This is a genomic window from Desulfoconvexum algidum (genome assembly GCF_055382125.1).
The window spans coordinates 3707621-3724969 of sequence record NZ_AP042394.1; the positions used below are offsets into that span (position 1 = coordinate 3707621).

A 17349-nucleotide genomic window follows, 5' to 3' on the forward strand; every position below is an offset into this window, starting at 1 on the left:
AAAATTATCAAGAAGAGATGAAAACTAATGATACAGCACACGCTATAGAAAAACCTTAATTGAAGCGGTTTTGTAAGTCAAGGAAATTGGTGAAGCAGTTGAATAAATGGCCCTGCTTTGTATGCTTGTAATTTGTTTATGCTGTTACTATTTTAATTTACGCCTGTATCCAATAAACCCAAGAAAACCTGCCCCTAAAAGCCAGACTGAACCAGGAATTGGTACTGGAGAAGGATTTCCCAAGGCCAACCATGCACCATCTGCTAACAATTCATGACCGAGTTGTCGGGGATGAATTCCATCTTCATATGGCGGATCGAGCGGAAGGAAAAGGCTATAATGTTCGGTTTGGGATAGTCCGATAGTAGTACCATCAGGTTGTAATTGTAAAAACCCATTAAAAAGTTCATAAGCATCTAGAAAATAGAGATTAGCACCACCAGCATACGTTCTAAATAAGTCATCTAAACTCACGTTGTAAGCAGTAACCCAGTCACTAGCAAAAGACTGATACGCGCCATCATAAAATCGAGGAGTAAGTCCTAAGTCAGGGAGATTTAAAAATAAAATATCTGTAGCTGAATATGAACTTTCAAGGATATTTATTGCATCAAATACTTGCCTAGCAGCCAAAAATGGGTCACCAGGCGGCAACATGTTAGAGAGGGGACGCAAAAAATTATTTGCACCACTCCATACCGTATAAAGAGTACTCGGGGCGCTTGCTGGAACCAAAAGAGTCTGATCAAAAAGCGTTGGTATGGGATAGTCAGGGACCAGAGGATCAACGCCAGTGGTAGAGCCACCATAAGCTACATTCAATAAGCGGGCTCCTCCCATTTGTGAAGCTAAGTTTTCAGTCCAAATGAGACCATCTGTATAACGCCCGTTCCCACTTCCATTATCGGTTAAGCTATCACCTAAAGATATAATGTTATCAAAAGAGGCTGCAGATACCTGAAATGGAAATATTAAGAAGCAACATAACAAACCAACTAAATAGATTTTTTTCATCATAGTAGAGTTCCTTTTTTTATAAGATAGTTATAAAAAATTTAATGGCAATCCATCTGTCGTAGGACCTGCGGCTTTCCGAGTTTGCTTTTCAACAGGTTTAACTTTATCTATTTCTTCAAGACAAAGAAGCAATAATCATACCTTCCCCTGGAGTACTCAAAGCGCTTACCCCATAGTATTTACGGTATTTTTGGTTAATTCTTTGCTTAGAAAAAAATGTTATAAATTAAGAACTATTTTTCCTAAGTGTTTATACATATCTTTTCGTATAACCATAATATGGTTGAGAAATTGAAATACCTTAGAACGAAATGATTTATATTTTTTATGGTACTTATTTTTTACAAGATGCTCTTTGACAAAACGCCAAAAACGTTCAATCAAGTGATATGTGACTGGAAATAATTGGGATATTCGATCAAGACCTTATTGTCAATCATCCCTGCCAGCAAAAAGCAACAGAAAAACTAAATACAGAGTTTGGTTGTCCAGTAGTCAAGGAACTATCAATCTTGATTCTGCCAATGTTCAACTATTCAAATCTCCAACCCTTAAAGAACCTTCTTCAAATCGCCTTTAATATTTTATACCAAAGTCTTACGTTCAATTTATTATTAGAATAGAGGCCAATAATTACTGTCTCACCAAGCTTGGGTCCTCATAGTCAGTTGTTCCGACATCTATGGTTCCGATCATGGTCAGCCTTGCCTGAAATTCAAGTTTGATATCAACTCCGTTGTTTTTAACTGTTGGAGTATCCAGCCCCACGCTAACGCCGTCTTGAGCAAAAATACCTCTGTTTGTATTGGCTTCCACCCTCAAATTGTACCCATGAAGTTGTGAATTCCCATTGAGCCATATACCCATGTCACTGTTATTATTCACTTGAGTATCACCATTAAAACTTGCACTGGAAAGACCATAGACCCCAACCCCGATGGTGTTGTTCCTAATCTGGGCTGCCGGTGTAGAATCATAGATACTTGCTTGAGAATTTCCTTGGATTTGCAGACCTGTACCATAAATACCCGTATTATTTTCAATGATAAGAGAACCACCGTAGAAAACGAAAGAGGAGGAATCTATGACCATGACGCCGAACCCTTGGCCTGTAGTTCCACTAATGGTTACATTTGCCGGAGAAATTGCTTCAAAACTGGAGGACACTCTGACATCCATACCTTTGTCTATATTCCCACTGGCAGTAAGGGTACCATAAGTTTTAAGAATAGAATTACTTAGAATTCTAATGCCTCGATCAGAATTGCTGTTTGCGACCAGTGAAGTTCCGGTTTTCATATATAAGGAACATTGCACGCTTAATTGAACACCGCCTTTTACATTGTTTTCACAAAGATAATCATCTGAATCATTTAGGCTAAGGGTTGAATTTGAAAACAATGCCATTCCCAGATCGGAATTTTGCCCTGCCTGTAATTTTGAATTATAACTGTTTACAGTCGCATTTCTTATAATATGCAGTCCTCTTTTTCCGTTTTTCTCTGCTATGATATCGGCTGACCAGAACAAAGCATATGATCCATGGATTTGAATTCCATCCTTGTCGTTGTTACTAGCGGTTATAACCCCTGTGAAGACTGCATAGGAAATGCTATAAATAAAATAGCCATTGCCATCAGCATCCTGGACTGAACAACCTGAAATGACTCCAGAGGTGTTGCCTTCAAGCTGGATTCCATCTTCCGATACATTTTGAACTGTAGAATTTTCTATCCTGACAGCCGCCCCGTTTTTCGCCTTGATACCATCTTTTCCGTTTTGAACACTGATATCAGTTAATACAATCCCTTTTGCACCATCAATTGTAATTATATCTTGTTCGCCCCCATCAATAATCACATTTCCCATAAATCCTTCTCTTTTTTGCAAAGTTATATTATTTGTTTTTATGAGAAGCGTTTCATTATATATTCCCGGAGTAACATGGATAATGGTATCAGAACAGATAGATGACTTGGAGATGGCATAAGAAATTGTTTTTAAAGGGGCATCAGGCGCACAGCCATTTTCAGGCTTATCCTCACCTATTGTTGCATCGACATATATATTCCCATCGCAACCTGTAATCCCATATGCTGAGGAAAATAAAGCCAGATCATTACCATCGACATTACCATCAGCATCTAAATCAGATAAACAAGAGTCGCAGCCCAATGCCGACCCGTTCAATAAAACGATTACCCAAAAAACGAACAGACAAACAAAAAAATAGTTAGATCTTTTGACAAAAAATTTTAAATAAGACATTCTGTCCTCCTTATAGTTTTAACAAATAGTATTGATTTAAAACAACTCGATTATCTCCAGGATCCGTTGTTTTCTGTTCCTTCTTTTCGGTAGGTACGGCTTTATCTCTGCCTGTGTTTCGTGCAAAAAATATACCGATATTTTACAATGGCATGAGCCTAATTTGGTAGTATTTACAGGAATTTTAGATACTTTTTTTATCGGAATTAAATGTAATAAAACAGATCAAAAATGTTACAGGTGTTGATAAATATTTTCCTAAATATTTTTGCTGACCTTATTCTTTTTTTGAAAATGAAATTTAAGGCAGGCGAATTCGTCAGCCATTCGGTTCAGTTCATCCCCGTCCACGTCTCCGTCATTATCCAGATCAGCAAGGCATTGTCTAAGTTCCAGAGAGTAATGATCCTTGAACTCTTTACCGATGATATAATGGTATCCGTCTGTGGTCCGTGAATACACCCTGAGCCGGAACTGATAGGCCCACCGCCGCCAGGGATTCAGTATAATTGCATCAGCTGAATTGTACTGGGCCTCCTGGACTCCATACCAAAAAGGAGGCATATAAAATGCCGGCGGGTAAGCTGCACTTTTAATGAACCAGCATATTTGTTCTTTCCGTAGAGTGCGTCCAGGATATAATTTTTCAGGTATCCGTTGGGGTGTCGGGCCGTGATGGTGAATCTCAAATTTTCCTGCTCATGGGTCAGATAAATCATGCCGTATTCAGGAATTTCACCGTCTGAACCCAGAGCCCGAATGAAACCCGTCTCGGTATCCTGGACCGGCTACACCTCCGTAGGCACCACCGTTTTTGTAAATGGTCTACCAGGAAAATTCTATATTATTTTCTCAAATATATGTATATATTTTCACAGTATGACATTTATTTCATAGGAAAAAAATTGCTTTAAACTACTGTAAATACTATTAAATATAGCGATTATTGTGGGGTAAGAATGGTGTATTTCTTGCATCCATATCAATTGAAAAATCTAATTTTCTAATATCTTAAATTCCAGTTGTCGGCTTAAAGAATAAAGCAATTATATCTATAAAGAAGAGGCCATGAATGACCCCCACAATGCACGACACCCCCAAGAGACTTCAGGTGAGCATCACTGCTATAAAGCGTATAAATATTTTTTGGATAGTTGTCGCGTGCAGTGTGTTTCTGACGTGCTTTCTGAACCCCCTAGGGGCCGAAGATCTGTCCGTCGACTCGGTGACGGTGACGCCGTCCGAGGGAGCGGCCGGCGATACGGTGACCCTTCAGGTAAGAATCGCGAACAATGGTCCTGGTATGGCAAATTTCATTCAAGTCCAGTGGTATCTGTCTTCCGATGAGTTGATTTCTACCGAAGATATGGCCCTGGGCCCCCTGGTGACCTTGAATGACTACCTGTACTCCGGCGGCAGTACCATTACTTCCCAATCCATAACCGTCCCGGCCTTTGCAGATCCAAAGACACCCTCCTATTTCGGGCTGATGATCTACTACCCCCTGTTCCCGCCGTATGATGACGATCCAGACAACAACACCGGCAACGCTGCCTTCACCTTTACCGGAGAACCGCCCCACAGTTTCTACGACACCGTGGGCGACAATTACCTGGATGCGGTTCATCTGACCGCTGCCGTATCCGAGGGAAACCTGAATGTGGCCGTCACCTTTTCACAACCGCCATCCAGCACAGTCAGCCTTCTGATGGGTATCGACCTGGATCAGGACCCGACTACCACCGGCGTTAATACGTCACTTCCCGGCACAGAAGCCATGCTCAGCCTTGTTTATCAGACCTTTTATTCGGTGGTCACCCTGGAAAACGAAACCGGCAGGCATACGTTGGCCGGCGCCGTCTTGAACAGCAATACACTCACCTATTCTATCCCCCTCTCTCTGCTGAACAACGATACGGCCATGGACCTGTTCTGGGCCATCGACCATGCGGTGGGCCCTACCGCCGACTTTGACCGTGCACCGGACGTGGGCGTGTATGCCACGGATACGGAAACCGTCGAAGTCCGGCTTCCCGGTGATGAATCCATCCAGGTGGTTGTAAATGATCCGGTGGAAGGTGAATTTCCAGACATTCAGCAGCTGAACGGCCGGGTGGTTGGGGATCAACTTCACCTGACCCTGACCTATGCTCACAGCATCGATGTGATGCACCTTCCCTTGAATGGTGACGGGTTGTTTGTATGGGTCGACATAGACAGGGACCGACGTCTGTCCACCGGGTTTGCTAACACTGGCCAGACACCGCCGGCCATGGGAATTGACCACCAGTTGCGCCTCCAGATCGATGACCTGGCTGGTATCGTTCCCGAGTTGCGCAAGGATGCTGGTGACGCCGAACCGGAAACTTCTCCCATGGGGCTGCCAAGCAACGACATGTTCATGCGATTAGACGACAACCAGATCATCTTGAGAATTCCGCTGGTCTACCTGAACAACAGCGACGGGGCTGGTGCCCTCGCCGTGACCAATCTCAACACCCGGGAAATTCTCACCGGTACCATCGACCGACTGCCGGACAGCGGCGCATGGGACCTGTCGAAGGATACCCTGCTGCCTTTCCAGACTTGCTTGGCAGCCTCCCGGGAGGTGGACGATCCCGATGATGACACCCCGGGTGGATTCTATACAGACAACAATGAACTGGTACACGCCTCCATTTGTCTGGGGGATCAGGCACTGCTGTTTGCAATCGACTATAAAAGTTATTCATTGACCAGCGACGGCGCAACCCTGATCTATCTGGATACGGATCACAATCCCGATACCGGATCGTCTGTTACCAACCTGACCGGTGATACCACCATCGGTGCCGAATATGTGCTGTGCAGCTATTGGGATTACAACGACCTGAAGCAGATGACCCATTTGTATCGTACCGTGCCGCCGGAATCGGTGATAACCTTCCACCAGTCGGCAACTCCCACCCTGGCCAACCGGCTTTTTCTGACCCTGCCCCTGGAAAGTATCAGCTTGCCTGCCGGGCCCGTGGACATCCTGGTGCGCACAGCCAGTTGGGGCGGCGGCAATGGAATATTGCTGCCCAACGATGATCTTCCCGACAGCGGAGTTATGATCGTGGCCACGATGCCGGGCGATTTTGCCGGTGATCTGGATGCAGACGGTGATGTGGATGGTGCGGATCTGGTGACCTTTATACAGGGGTTTGGAGGTACTGGTTTTAATGCCTCCGACCTTAAAAATTTTGCAACAGCGTTTGGGAGGAATGACGGTCCCAACTAAATCATGTTGAGTCCAGGCAATCGCTTTTCCCAAATTCAGCTGCAAAAATCGTGATAAGTCCCGGAAACTTTCGTCTTAATCAGTTCGAAAAAATTATGGAGATTTGAAAAAACACCAAGAACTCTGCTCATTGGTTCCCAGTTCCACAACAAATCTTGTTCGCACCCATTTACCCAACAGAATAGAGATTTTTGTTTTTGGGCTAAAACGGCTTGCTCACATGCACGAGAGAATTGTGCTGCCTCTGCTTGCTGTTCCATATAATATTCTGCATCATCGCCCATTCATATCTCCTTATTCTATGGTAAATGGTCTTAATAAATAGTTGTAAAAACTTGGATGTTATTCAATTCAAAATATTATCCAGCTACAACTGTTAATGAATTTGTATCAAGAGATATTCCGATTGTAAAGAGCGGTTCAAACATATGGGATAAGGCAAAATAAAATTTACCAAGGCCCCTGTAATCTTTATGGATACAGTAGATTATGATCAGAACCCGGGAAATATTTTTTTTAAAATCTCTTGAAATAAAGTTTAATGTATTATCAAAATTATTATGCAAGATTGTCTTGTAACAGCGGCTGAGGCTCATATAGTGGAATCTTGAACATGGAAGACTGTCTTAAAATAATGTTCTTGATTTATATAGTATAACGCCATATGAAAAAAAATATTTTTCCAGCAGCAAAACCAATAAGCTAAACTCTGATTTGGGAAAAGAAGAGTATCCGTTACCGGTCTTATTTTTATCATTGCATACAGTTAATAGTGCCAAATTCTGCAGCGAAAATCCCCAAATCTATTAATGAAGGATTATTTGCCAAAATTGAAATATCTGCTCCATCAACATCATTATCATTTCCTTCTAAATCAGCTATACATGAAAAAATTTGACAACCCTCCCAATTACCACCTATTTGTTTTAAATTTAGAAAGTTTCTAACGATAGAACGGTCGGTGAACAAAGAATTACCACAAAAATCGCTTTGGTTATCAATCAGACTTATAAGGTTAATCATTTCTTCTGGTACTGGCCCCGTCAGTTGATTGTCATCAAGCCAAAGTACCTGAAGTTTTGATAAATTACCAATCTCAGGAGGGATGCTACCCGTCAGTTGATTGTAATCAAGCCAAAGTATCTCAAGTTTTGATAAATTACCAATCTCGATAGGGATGCTACCGGTCAGTTGATTGGAACTAAAAGAAAGTCCCTGAAGATTTGATAAATTACCAATCTCAGGAGGGATGCTACCCGTCAGTTGATTGCTATAAAGATCAAACCATGTGAGATTAGTCAGATTACCAATCTCGATAGGGATGCTACCCATCAGTTGATTGGAACTAAAAGAAAGTTCCTGAAGATTTGATAAATTACCAAGTTCTGGAGGGATAATACCGGTCAACAAGTTATCATAATAATTAATTTCTGTCACAAAACTATTCTCGACATTAAGAGAAATGCCATACCAACTATTCTCCGTACCATGCATTGCAAACCCATCTTGAAGCGGTGGTTCTTTCCACCCGCTGTTATCATTCCAATTGTCACCATTTGTCGCATTATAAAACGAAATTAGTGCTTCTCTTTCAATCTGTGGAATAATTGCATAAGCAAGATTTATGTTTAAAAATAGAAGCAATAAAAGAGGGCTTAGAAAACTTAAAATATTTTTCTCCATTCTTTATTCTCCTTTTCAAAAGAATTGTTTACCAAATAAAAAACCAGGATCGTCTTAACAGAAACCGTGGTAAAGGAAATCATGCAAATAAAAAAATAATTTCAATTGATCGGCGAGGTCTGAACAGAGTTGATTGTGAAGATTGATTACAGTCTTATTTGTTTAGCAAAGCTGAGATAATTTGTCAATCAGGGAAACCCTGATTTTTTTCTAATTATTAATAATATGGAACTAAGGCGAATTGATCTTACTATTCCATTATATTGGCCTCGGACCGGAATGAACTTTCCTTTTACGGGGACAGAACCATTTGTGCCACCCTAGGGCTTAAGGAAGACGATTATATTTTTGCCCGGAGCAGCTTGATCCATAAAGATCTTGTCATGTATGACGGCACCTTGTTCCAAGTCCTTTCATTGCCAAAACCGGTTGCCAAAAACGATTCCCTTTGCATCTCCTTTGTAACCAGAAACTGATATAGATCGCTTATTAGAGCAGATTTTGGTCCAGGCCTCGGAAAAGATTTTTTTAAAATCTGCCAAAATATGATGTATATAAAAATCATTGCGGAAGAATGGCTTATAGTGCTGTTTCTGGCTCAGTTTAACCTAAATTTTAAAACTATCGAAAGAAAATAAAAAAACAGAAACATTTCTGATCCTGCTCATATTTTTTGACTAATAACTATCTTGGTTTACAACGTCTATCAAAACCAGATCTTCGGTCTTTACCGAATCTTCTTTTAGGAGAATGCTCTGTATATAAAAAATCCATTTATCATTCCCTAAACGCCTGCCGTTATTGTCCATTCTCTTTTAATTTTTTAAGTGCGCAAAGTTTAACTGCTCATTTTCTATAGGAGGGTGAACTTCAAATTCCTTCATTTTGTAAAGTAACGCCTTGTAACTAATTTTGAGAATTTGTGCAGCACGGGATCTGTTCCAACCAACTTTCTCCAGAACAAAAATAATAATTTCTTTTTCGACTCTGCCAGAAGCAATTTTTTTAATCTTTTTTAATGATATATCTTCAAATAACTTGTCAGAACTTGTAGATATATCGATAAATTGTGATAGGACTCTTGTAGAATCTTTTACACTCGACTTTGCGCCTTTGATGTTCCCTTCTTCTTGGATATTAAGTCTTGTTTCCGAGCACTCCCTTGGCAATTCTTCAAGGACTTTTTCCCATGAGTTGAAAACCATTTGTTTCTCTATACTATTTTTAAGCTGGCGAACATTTCCTGGCCATGGATAATTGCAGAGTTTGGTAAGTGTCTGTGAGTCCGGTTCATTGTATTGACTTTGGGGGTATTTTAATTTGTTAGATTTGTGAAAATATTCAATAAGAGGTGGAATATCTTCTTTCCTCTTCCGCAGAGGAGGAATGGGAATATTGATAATATTCAACCGATAAAAAAGGTCTTCCCGAAAGGTTCTATTTTTGATTTTCTCTTCGAGATCCTGATTCGTTGCCGCTATCACCCAGACATCGGATTTAAACTCCCGATCCGATCCAAGGGGCGAAAATTCACCACTTTGAAGCACATGGAGCATTTTTGATTGTAATAGTATTGGCATATCACCGATTTCATCAAGGAAAAGAACACCTTTGTCAGCCGTTTGGAATTTACCAGGCCGGTTTTTATCAGCTCCAGTGAAAGCCCCTTTCTTATATCCAAAGAGTTCGCTTTCAAGAAGAGTTTCAGGCAGTGCAGCACAATTTATTTTTACAAAGTTTTTTGTAGCTCTGGTAGATTCGGCATAAAGTTTTTGAGCAACGACTTCCTTACCAACACCGGTTTCACCCGTTATTAATACATTCAAACCTGTATTGGCTACATGTTTAATAAGTTCATTTATTTTTATTATTGATTTACTGATTCCGATTAAGGGCGTAATCATAATTTAATTGCCTTTCAATATTTCGATGAATGAAGTGATTTCATGAAACTCCGTAATGATATTTGATTATCTCAGTCTGATAAAATAGTATTCACATGCTAATAAAATTGCAGTTGTACAAATCCATTGCAGTTGTGGCATGTCATGGCCAAACTTGAAACATTTCCCTTAAAGAGCAGTTTATCACAGTTAGGGCAGCGGTATACCGTAAGCTCCTTATCCCCAGTAATAGAATCTCTATTTATGATACTCCAGCATTGATGACAGATACCCTCATAAAGATCTATAAATTCCCTATTGCATTGTTGGCAAATGTTTTTCACGTATTGTTTTTGACCGGTTATAGAATTTTGCAATATTTCTATCCCTGAAAGGTGTCAAAGGTTATTTTTACATTGATGAACATCAGTAATTCAATTTCTGTACAGTCACCAAAAAATCTTTTTTTTGCGGGTGTCATTCAACTATTTCCAGGATGGCAGTTTTATTTTCTTTTGCAGATGCGCAGGACAAAATAGTTCGCATGGCCTCGGCTGTCCTGCCTTTTTTGCCAATGACTTTCCCAGTATCATCTTTTGCAACTCGTAATTCCAGGATAAGAGCATTTTGTGCTGATATCTCCTGAACAGAAACCTGATCTGCCTTATCAACCAGAGCTTGGGCAATGTGCTTAATCAAATTCTTCATAACATTTCTCCATTTTACAAGTAGACGTATAGAATAAAATGCAATCAGTTCAACAAGAGAAGCCAATAAGGTTCTTTTAAAATAAAACGGATGGACCTCGGTCAGGAAATTGTTATCCTGGCGATAAAACCCATCACTTATTTCCCAATATTGACCAGAAATATCGGTTTCTGATCTGGATATCATACGAACTCCATTCCGAGGATCTCACCCAGCAACCTCGCCGCTCTGCTGAACTTCGCCTTTCACATTTTCGCCGTTTTGACTTTCCATGACTAATGTCCAGTTGCCTGCGGTTTATATTGCTTCTGCGATCAATGCCTAACCTGGATACTTTCATCGGATTCTTAGCCTTTCTAAATAGTCGGGATGAAAATATATGCAATTTCTCTTGGATTTATACATTGGTATCATCTTAAAAACTCAATTTCAATCAGAAAAACCCTTAGTTTGCATAAAAAATGAATTTTTTTTAATAGACTGAAATATTAGGAAGTTTTTTCATAAACAACACGATAAATGAATAGATATAATCTAATTTCTCGATGGAAACATGGTATCAAAAATCTTTTAATTTTCAGATTTGAAATTATACTATATGGGAAAAATCAAAATCAATAGAGCCAAAATATCATTCAACATAATTGGAGAGTAACCAGATTTTGGTCCAGGCCCCGGAAAATAATTGTTCAGAAACGGCAAAATGTTTTTGATATATTGAGTTGAATGCAAAAGAATGCTTTATGATGGCGGGTCTGGTTCATATAATTGAACGCCTTGAGGTCTTCTCACGTTTCTTTTTCCAGGCGTAAGCAAAGGGCTCCATTGTCAACCGAGCTTCCCACAAAAACATTGATAGTAATGCACGTCGAAATAGAAACCTGCTGGTAACAGAGGAAGTTGGCTCGAAGCCCATTACTATCTGATATCATGATAACGAGAATGAAAGACAATCTTATTTCAACACAAACGCCTGAAATTGTCATGAAATATCTTGGCTAATTATTTTGCAATATAGGGGTGGGGAGCATATAATCAACCGCTCTTAAAAGCAGAGCTGCCACCCGAATTCAGCTGCAAAGCCATCCAAATCCTCCGCGAGAAAGGAGTCTATGAAATTTTCCAAATCGGCACCGTCTATGTCGCCATCGCCATCGAAATCATATTCAGGCACGTGTTGAGCCGGCAGACAATCTTCGCACTCAAGATTTTTCCATTTCATTGGATTCTTGGGAGTTCTAATCATTCTATCAATCCATTCGACGAAAGGAATACCCTCTGCCGAATCCTCGGTATAAAATTTGGGAGACATCAAGACCGTATGATCAGTGCCAGCCGCTATGTAGTAACGGTAATTGGGAGATACCGCTGCTGTCTCATAGGCGTAATCAAGCATAGTAAGATGCCAAACACAAGCTTCCTCCGCCAGTTTTGTCGGGTCATTCCACATAGGTGGACTGTATATATTTAACATTACGTTGTAGAAAAAAATCTGTGTTTCATCAAAGGCCGTAGTATACTGAGCGAGTTGGCTCAATGGATATTCGGCAGCAATATCTGTGTACATATCTTGTACTGTCATGTCTGAATTGTAGCCATCTGGAAAAATCCAATTCGGCATTTGAACATCCCAATTATAAATACCTTCAAAAGGGAAAGTCCCACCCATGACTCCATTACCAGCATCACCCAGAAGGTAGGCTTTTGATTTGGGGAAGGCCTCTTTTATATATGGAAAAGCCATGGTCGCCCCATAACTACCGGCACTGGAACCGGTGACAAAGACTTTATTTAGTTTGCCAGTATTTTTTTCCAAATATTTTAATACGGCTTGAAAATTTACAAACCCGCGATGCTGGATGGTTTCAGAAATTTCCTCACCGGTATCAGGATTCTTAACAACATAATCATGATCATTTGCGCCCCAAAATAGGTCGCCGGTACAGTACGGAATATATACAAACCCCCAATCTTTAAATGGATTATTCTTCTTAGTTTGATCAAATATTCCCATTCCCTTGTTATCTTTGGAAAACATCCATAATTTTTCGGACTGAAACTGAGTATATGTGGGAGCAACAATACAGTTCATGGTGTCCCAGCATGCGCCGCCTCCCTGAAAAAAGATGACCAGCTTTTTCTTCCCACTTTTCTTCCCCTTTTTTACAAAGAAAGTGAACTCATCGTCAGGGGTGCCAGGGGCGCCTGAGCAGGCTGGTGTAAGTCCATCCATTTCAAATCCATAATCTGCAGGGTTTATCTCCGTCCATTCCCTGGGCAGACCGTCGGCAAAGGCGATAGAAACAATTACTATAGAATACATGATAAAAAGACAGACCGCAAAAAATTTGAAACGTTTCATTTTTTTCTCCTTTTAACAACGATAATTAATAAAAAACCGGATTACCTTAACCCATCTTTTTGAGTGAAAATTGAAAGTTATTATAATTACAGACTGTTGCATTTTTAAGGGGTTTGTTATGGCACTACTTTTGTTTATTACTTTCTTGACCATCTCGCCTGGGTGAGAACATATCTCTAAGGCAGAATAAATTTCCTGTTTCCGTCCCTGCTTCTCAACAGGTTTGGCTTTGTCATGAATTTTTAATGTTTTACAATCCCTTAGTAAATTTAAATGGGTTCGTCAATAAATAAAAATCCTATTTTTTAAAAAAAAATGTTCCGGATACAACAGTTGGTTTTCAATAGCTTTTCATTCAATTATATTTGCGTCAAGATATGCCCGGAACATCGGGAAAGGAGGGAATCAACTCTTTGAAATTTGTTATTGTTACCCAGTGGGTGTGAATCCCACTTGATTAAAGCTTAGTCAGCAGATCAATAGGAAGGTCCGAGGGTAAACCTGAATGTGGCCGTCACCTTTTCACAACCGCCATCCAGCACAGTCAGCCTTCTGATGGGTATCGACCTGGATCAGAACCCTGCCACCACCGGCGGTAATATGTCGCTTCCCGGCACAGAAGCCATGCTCAGCCTAGTGTATCAGACCTTTTATTCGGTGGTCACCCTGGAAAACGAAACCGGCAGGCATACGTTGGCCAGCGCCGTCTTGAACAGCAATACACTCACCTATTCTATCCCCCTCTCTCTGCTGAACAACGATACGGCCATGGACCTGTTCTGGGCCATCGACCATGCGGTGGGTCCTACCGCCGACCATGGGAATTGACCACCAGTTGCGCCTACAGATCGATGACCTGGCTGGCATCGTTCCCGAGTTACGCAAGGATGCTGGTGACGCCGAGCCGGAAACTTTTCCCATGGGGTTGCCAAGCAACGACATGTTCATGCGATTAGACGACAACCGAATCATCTTGAAAATTCCGCTGGTCTACCTGAACAACAGCGACGGGGCTGGTGCCCTCGCCGTGACCAATCTCAACACCCGGGAAATTCTCACCGGTACCATCGACCGACTGCCGGACAGCGGCGCATGGGACCTGTCGAAGGATTCCCTGCTGCCTTTCCAGACTTGCTTGGCAGCCTCCCGGGAGGTGGATGATCCCGACGATGACACCCCGGGTGGATTCTATACAGACAACAATGAACTGGTACACGCCTCCATTTGTCTGGGGGATCAGGCACTGCTGTTTGCAATCGACTATAAAAGTTATTCATTGACCAGCGACGGCGCAACCCTGATCTATCTGGATACGGATCACAATCCCGATACCGGATCGTCTGTTACCAACCTGGCCGGTGATACCACCATCGGTGCCGAATATGTGCTGTGCAGCTATTGGGATTACAACGACCTGAAGCAGATGACCCATTTGTATCGTACCGTGCCGCCGGAATCGGTGATAACCTTCCACCAGTCGGCAACTCCCACCCTGGCCAACCGGCTTTTTCTGACCCTGCCCCTGGAAAGTATCAGCTTGCCTGCCGGGCCCGTGGACATCCTGGTGCGCACAGCCAGTTGGGGCGGCGGCAATGGAATATTGCTGCCCAACGATGATCTTCCCGACAGCGGAGTTATGATCGTGGCCACGATGCCGGGCGATTTTGCCGGTGATCTGGATGCAGACGGTGATGTGGATGGTGCGGATCTGGTGACCTTTATACAGGGGTTTGGAGGTACTGGTTTTAATGCCTCCGACCTTGAAGATTTTTTAACAGCATTTGGGAGGAATGACGGTTCCAGCTAAATTGGAGACCTGCCTAACCGCACAGGTCACAAATTTTTAACCTAGGTTAGAAATGGACCCGGGCAGGCCGCCCGGGTCCAGAATGGATATAAAATTTAAGGCATGCAAGCAGCAGAGCCGAATTCGTCAGCCATCCGATTCAGGTCATCCCCGTCCACGTCTCCGTCATTATCCAGATCGGCAAGGCATTGTTTAAGTTCCAGAAAGTAATGATCGTTGAACTCTTTACTGATGATGTAATGGTATCCGTCTGTGGTCCGTGAATACACCCTGAGCCGGAACTGATAGGCGCACCGCCGCCAGGGATCCAGGCTGGTTGCATCAGCCGAATTGTACTGGGCCTCCTGAATTCCGTACCAAAAAGGCGGCTTGTAAAATGCCGGCGGGTAAGCTGCGCTTTTAATGACGCCTGCATATTTGTTCTTTCCGTAGAGTGCGTCCAGAACATAATTTTTCAGGTATCCGTTGGGGTGTCGGGCCGTGATGGTGAATCTTAAATTTTCCTGGTCATGGGTCAGATAAATCATGCCGCATTCAGGGATTTCACCGTCTGAACCCGGATCATAAAACGGGCTTGACGGGTCGTATTTAACATGATGAATCTGAGCATCTACAGGGCTGTTGTCCACGATAATGGTGAGATGGTCCAGATCATTGGCTGGCAGTCTCAACCGATTCAAATATCCATTATAGGCCCTGTAGACCAGGGTATATTTTCCGTTGGGCCACAACCGGGTGTTCCAGATCATGCGCAAGTCAATGTGACTCCAGAATCCACTGGTGGTCAGTTGATAAAGGCTTGGGATTCCGCTTATTTCTTTAGGCCCGAGGTTAACATATTGATGACTTACGGTGCCGTCAGGGTTGATGGTATATCTCACCTTCCCCAAGGGATCGTTCAGGGGAACATAAGTTGTGGGCTTATTCCTGCCTACCCACTCGCCCACCAGGATCTGATAATAGGCCACATTGTCGCTTTGCCCGAACAATCCGTGGAGCCATAAATTCCCGCCAAAGGGGGAGTCTTTGTATTTTGGAATCCGAAAAATGGCTGCGGCCTTATCAGATACATTGGCCAGGCCAAAGGACGGATCCCCATCATCCTGGGTGATTTCCGAAGTTGGGATTTTGCCGACACTTGTGAATATAAACCCGGAGCCCGTGTGAAATCCGTCCCCGTATCCTGGACCGGCCACGCCTCCATAAGCGCCAATGTCGTTGACAGTACCGTCCTGGTCAATGTACTGGGGGCCTGGATTTCCCGCATCAATACAGGGGGAAGTCAGGGCCAGGTGATAGTTGCTGTCTGTATACTGTGGATTTTCCGAAATATCCCCGGGACCCGGAACCGAGGAATATCCATAATTTTCCCAATTGTCCCAAATATTGTTATAAGACAATTTCGGGGTGGCCAAATAGGGAGATATTCCAAATTTATGTCCGGTGATGACATTGTTCATGATTATGGGTGAGGCTTCTGTATAAGCCCCCTGGGGTTCCGTATAAATTCCAGCACAAAATTCGCTCCCTGAAGCCGGGATATTATCGGCAATGGTGTTGTTGATGACCAGGCTGTTCACCACGGAATAATCTGCATCGGCAATCAGGGAAACCCCCATATGGTAATTGGCGGTGACCACATTATTGGCAATGATGGAGGTGCAGTCCCAACTGCTGATTCCCACGAAACCGCCAGTGACCCTGAACCCGCTGATCATGCTGCCTTCGGCCATTAAGACTGCGGGTGACCCGGATCCTGTCCCTGAATAGGTCCCGTGAATGGTGGTCTGTTCCGGTCCGCTCCCGAACAAAAGCACCTGAGGCGTTAAAACAACATCTTCATAATACGTCCCTGGAAGTACCTGGATGGTATCTCCGGAAGATGCGGCAGCCATGGCCGAGGCAATGGTTGTATAATTAGGTGCTGCCCCGCCGCTGCCGACTGTACGGATTGCTGCCAGGGTTTCTGTTCCGAGCAAAAAAACAGAAGCCAGGATAGCAAGAATCCCCAAATAAAAATTAAAGTGTTTTGTTTTCATGATGTCCTCCTTGGTCTGATGTATTGATATGGCGGTTTAATCCGATTGCCACTTTTTCGACATCAAAATCTTACAACGCGGTCAGGAGAGAGAAGAAGCCGCCCTTGATCCATGAATACTCTTTTTAGCCAAATTCGCACATGACTTTTGATCCTAGACCGGCCATTGGCCATTGTCAATGTTTCTTGTCCGACGTATTCAAACGATAACCCTTTGTCCCAGGCAAGGGCCTGGATTCCGCCGATATCGCTTCCAGGTTTCGCGCCTTTTAAAAAAGATGACAGTGTTGGCGGAACAAAATTTTCCGTCCCTGTCTCCTC

At 42.6% G+C, this 17349-nt stretch carries 12 protein-coding genes and 1 riboswitch; of the genes, 3 read left to right on the forward strand and 9 right to left on the reverse strand.

The features are described 5' to 3' along the window. Positions 1-147: 147 nt before the first annotated feature. From ACZ45G_RS16995 to ACZ45G_RS17005, 3 genes are all read right to left on the reverse strand, one after another. The gene (locus ACZ45G_RS16995; protein ID WP_464171674.1) at positions 148-1017 is read right to left on the reverse strand and encodes an SGNH/GDSL hydrolase family protein; all 870 of its coding nucleotides are present in this window, start codon (positions 1015-1017) and stop codon (positions 148-150) included. Positions 1018-1650: 633 nt separating this feature from the next. After that, on the reverse strand, positions 1651-3285 hold the full coding sequence (locus ACZ45G_RS17000; RefSeq protein WP_464171675.1) for a right-handed parallel beta-helix repeat-containing protein: 1635 nt from the start codon (positions 3283-3285) through the stop codon (positions 1651-1653). 258 nt (positions 3286-3543) lie between these two features. Then, positions 3544-3849 (reverse strand): hypothetical protein, encoded by a 306-nt coding sequence (locus tag ACZ45G_RS17005; RefSeq protein ID WP_464171676.1) that lies wholly within the window; start codon positions 3847-3849, stop codon positions 3544-3546. Between the two features lie 508 nt (positions 3850-4357). On the opposite strand from ACZ45G_RS17005, the gene ACZ45G_RS17010 reads away from it, so the two are divergent. Next, positions 4358-6547 (forward strand): hypothetical protein, encoded by a 2190-nt coding sequence (locus ACZ45G_RS17010; RefSeq protein WP_464171677.1) that lies wholly within the window; start codon positions 4358-4360, stop codon positions 6545-6547. Positions 6548-6582: 35 nt separating this feature from the next. On the opposite strand, the gene ACZ45G_RS17015 is transcribed toward ACZ45G_RS17010, so the two are convergent. The 5 genes from ACZ45G_RS17015 to ACZ45G_RS17035 all read right to left on the reverse strand — a co-directional run bounded on the left by ACZ45G_RS17015 (position 6583) and on the right by ACZ45G_RS17035 (position 13183). Then, positions 6583-6831, reverse strand: coding sequence for a hypothetical protein (locus tag ACZ45G_RS17015; RefSeq protein ID WP_464171678.1), 249 nt, complete (start codon positions 6829-6831; stop codon positions 6583-6585). A gap of 469 nt (positions 6832-7300) precedes the next feature. After that, positions 7301-8230 (reverse strand): leucine-rich repeat domain-containing protein, encoded by a 930-nt coding sequence (locus ACZ45G_RS17020; RefSeq protein WP_464171679.1) that lies wholly within the window; start codon positions 8228-8230, stop codon positions 7301-7303. A gap of 815 nt (positions 8231-9045) precedes the next feature. Then, positions 9046-10134, reverse strand: a complete 1089-nt coding sequence (locus ACZ45G_RS17025; RefSeq protein ID WP_464171680.1) for a sigma-54 interaction domain-containing protein — start codon at positions 10132-10134, stop codon at positions 9046-9048. Between the two features lie 456 nt (positions 10135-10590). Beyond that, positions 10591-10821 carry a KH domain-containing protein gene (locus tag ACZ45G_RS17030; protein ID WP_464171681.1) on the reverse strand — a complete coding sequence of 77 codons (231 nt, stop codon included), beginning with the start codon at positions 10819-10821 and terminating at the stop codon, positions 10591-10593. A 1045-nt stretch (positions 10822-11866) separates the two neighbouring features. Continuing rightward, positions 11867-13183, reverse strand: coding sequence for a pectin acetylesterase-family hydrolase (locus tag ACZ45G_RS17035; protein ID WP_464171682.1), 1317 nt, complete (start codon positions 13181-13183; stop codon positions 11867-11869). A gap of 177 nt (positions 13184-13360) precedes the next feature. Further along, a riboswitch (cyclic di-GMP riboswitch) is annotated at positions 13361-13421 on the reverse strand. Between the two features lie 269 nt (positions 13422-13690). On the opposite strand from ACZ45G_RS17035, the gene ACZ45G_RS17040 reads away from it, so the two are divergent. After that, positions 13691-14011, forward strand: coding sequence for a hypothetical protein (locus ACZ45G_RS17040; protein ID WP_464171683.1), 321 nt, complete (start codon positions 13691-13693; stop codon positions 14009-14011). Next, entirely contained in the window at positions 13977-14990 is a 1014-nt protein-coding gene (locus ACZ45G_RS17045; RefSeq protein WP_464171684.1) for a hypothetical protein, read from the forward strand. The genes ACZ45G_RS17040 and ACZ45G_RS17045 overlap by 35 nt, the downstream gene beginning before the upstream one ends. Before the next feature lie 95 nt (positions 14991-15085). Here ACZ45G_RS17045 and ACZ45G_RS17050 read toward each other — a convergent pair whose 3' ends face one another. Then, positions 15086-17029 (reverse strand): right-handed parallel beta-helix repeat-containing protein, encoded by a 1944-nt coding sequence (locus tag ACZ45G_RS17050; RefSeq protein ID WP_464171685.1) that lies wholly within the window; start codon positions 17027-17029, stop codon positions 15086-15088. Positions 17030-17349: the final 320 nt, after the last annotated feature.

Excerpts from the sequence above, each read along its gene's own strand:
- ACZ45G_RS17035 (WP_464171682.1), bottom strand. The coding sequence starts at position 13,183 with ATGAAACGTTTCAAATTTTTTGCGGTCTGTCTTTTTATCATGTATTCT.
- ACZ45G_RS17000 (WP_464171675.1), bottom strand. The coding sequence starts at position 3,285 with ATGTCTTATTTAAAATTTTTTGTCAAAAGATCTAACTATTTTTTTGTT.
- ACZ45G_RS17015 (WP_464171678.1), bottom strand. The coding sequence starts at position 6,831 with ATGGGCGATGATGCAGAATATTATATGGAACAGCAAGCAGAGGCAGCA.
- ACZ45G_RS17045 (WP_464171684.1), top strand. The coding sequence starts at position 13,977 with ATGCGGTGGGTCCTACCGCCGACCATGGGAATTGACCACCAGTTGCGC.
- ACZ45G_RS17030 (WP_464171681.1), bottom strand. The coding sequence starts at position 10,821 with ATGAAGAATTTGATTAAGCACATTGCCCAAGCTCTGGTTGATAAGGCA.
- ACZ45G_RS17020 (WP_464171679.1), bottom strand. The coding sequence starts at position 8,230 with ATGGAGAAAAATATTTTAAGTTTTCTAAGCCCTCTTTTATTGCTTCTA.
- ACZ45G_RS17005 (WP_464171676.1), bottom strand. The coding sequence starts at position 3,849 with ATGCCTCCTTTTTGGTATGGAGTCCAGGAGGCCCAGTACAATTCAGCT.
- ACZ45G_RS16995 (WP_464171674.1), bottom strand. The coding sequence starts at position 1,017 with ATGATGAAAAAAATCTATTTAGTTGGTTTGTTATGTTGCTTCTTAATA.
- ACZ45G_RS17010 (WP_464171677.1), top strand. The coding sequence starts at position 4,358 with ATGACCCCCACAATGCACGACACCCCCAAGAGACTTCAGGTGAGCATC.
- ACZ45G_RS17050 (WP_464171685.1), bottom strand. The coding sequence starts at position 17,029 with ATGAAAACAAAACACTTTAATTTTTATTTGGGGATTCTTGCTATCCTG.
- ACZ45G_RS17025 (WP_464171680.1), bottom strand. The coding sequence starts at position 10,134 with ATGATTACGCCCTTAATCGGAATCAGTAAATCAATAATAAAAATAAAT.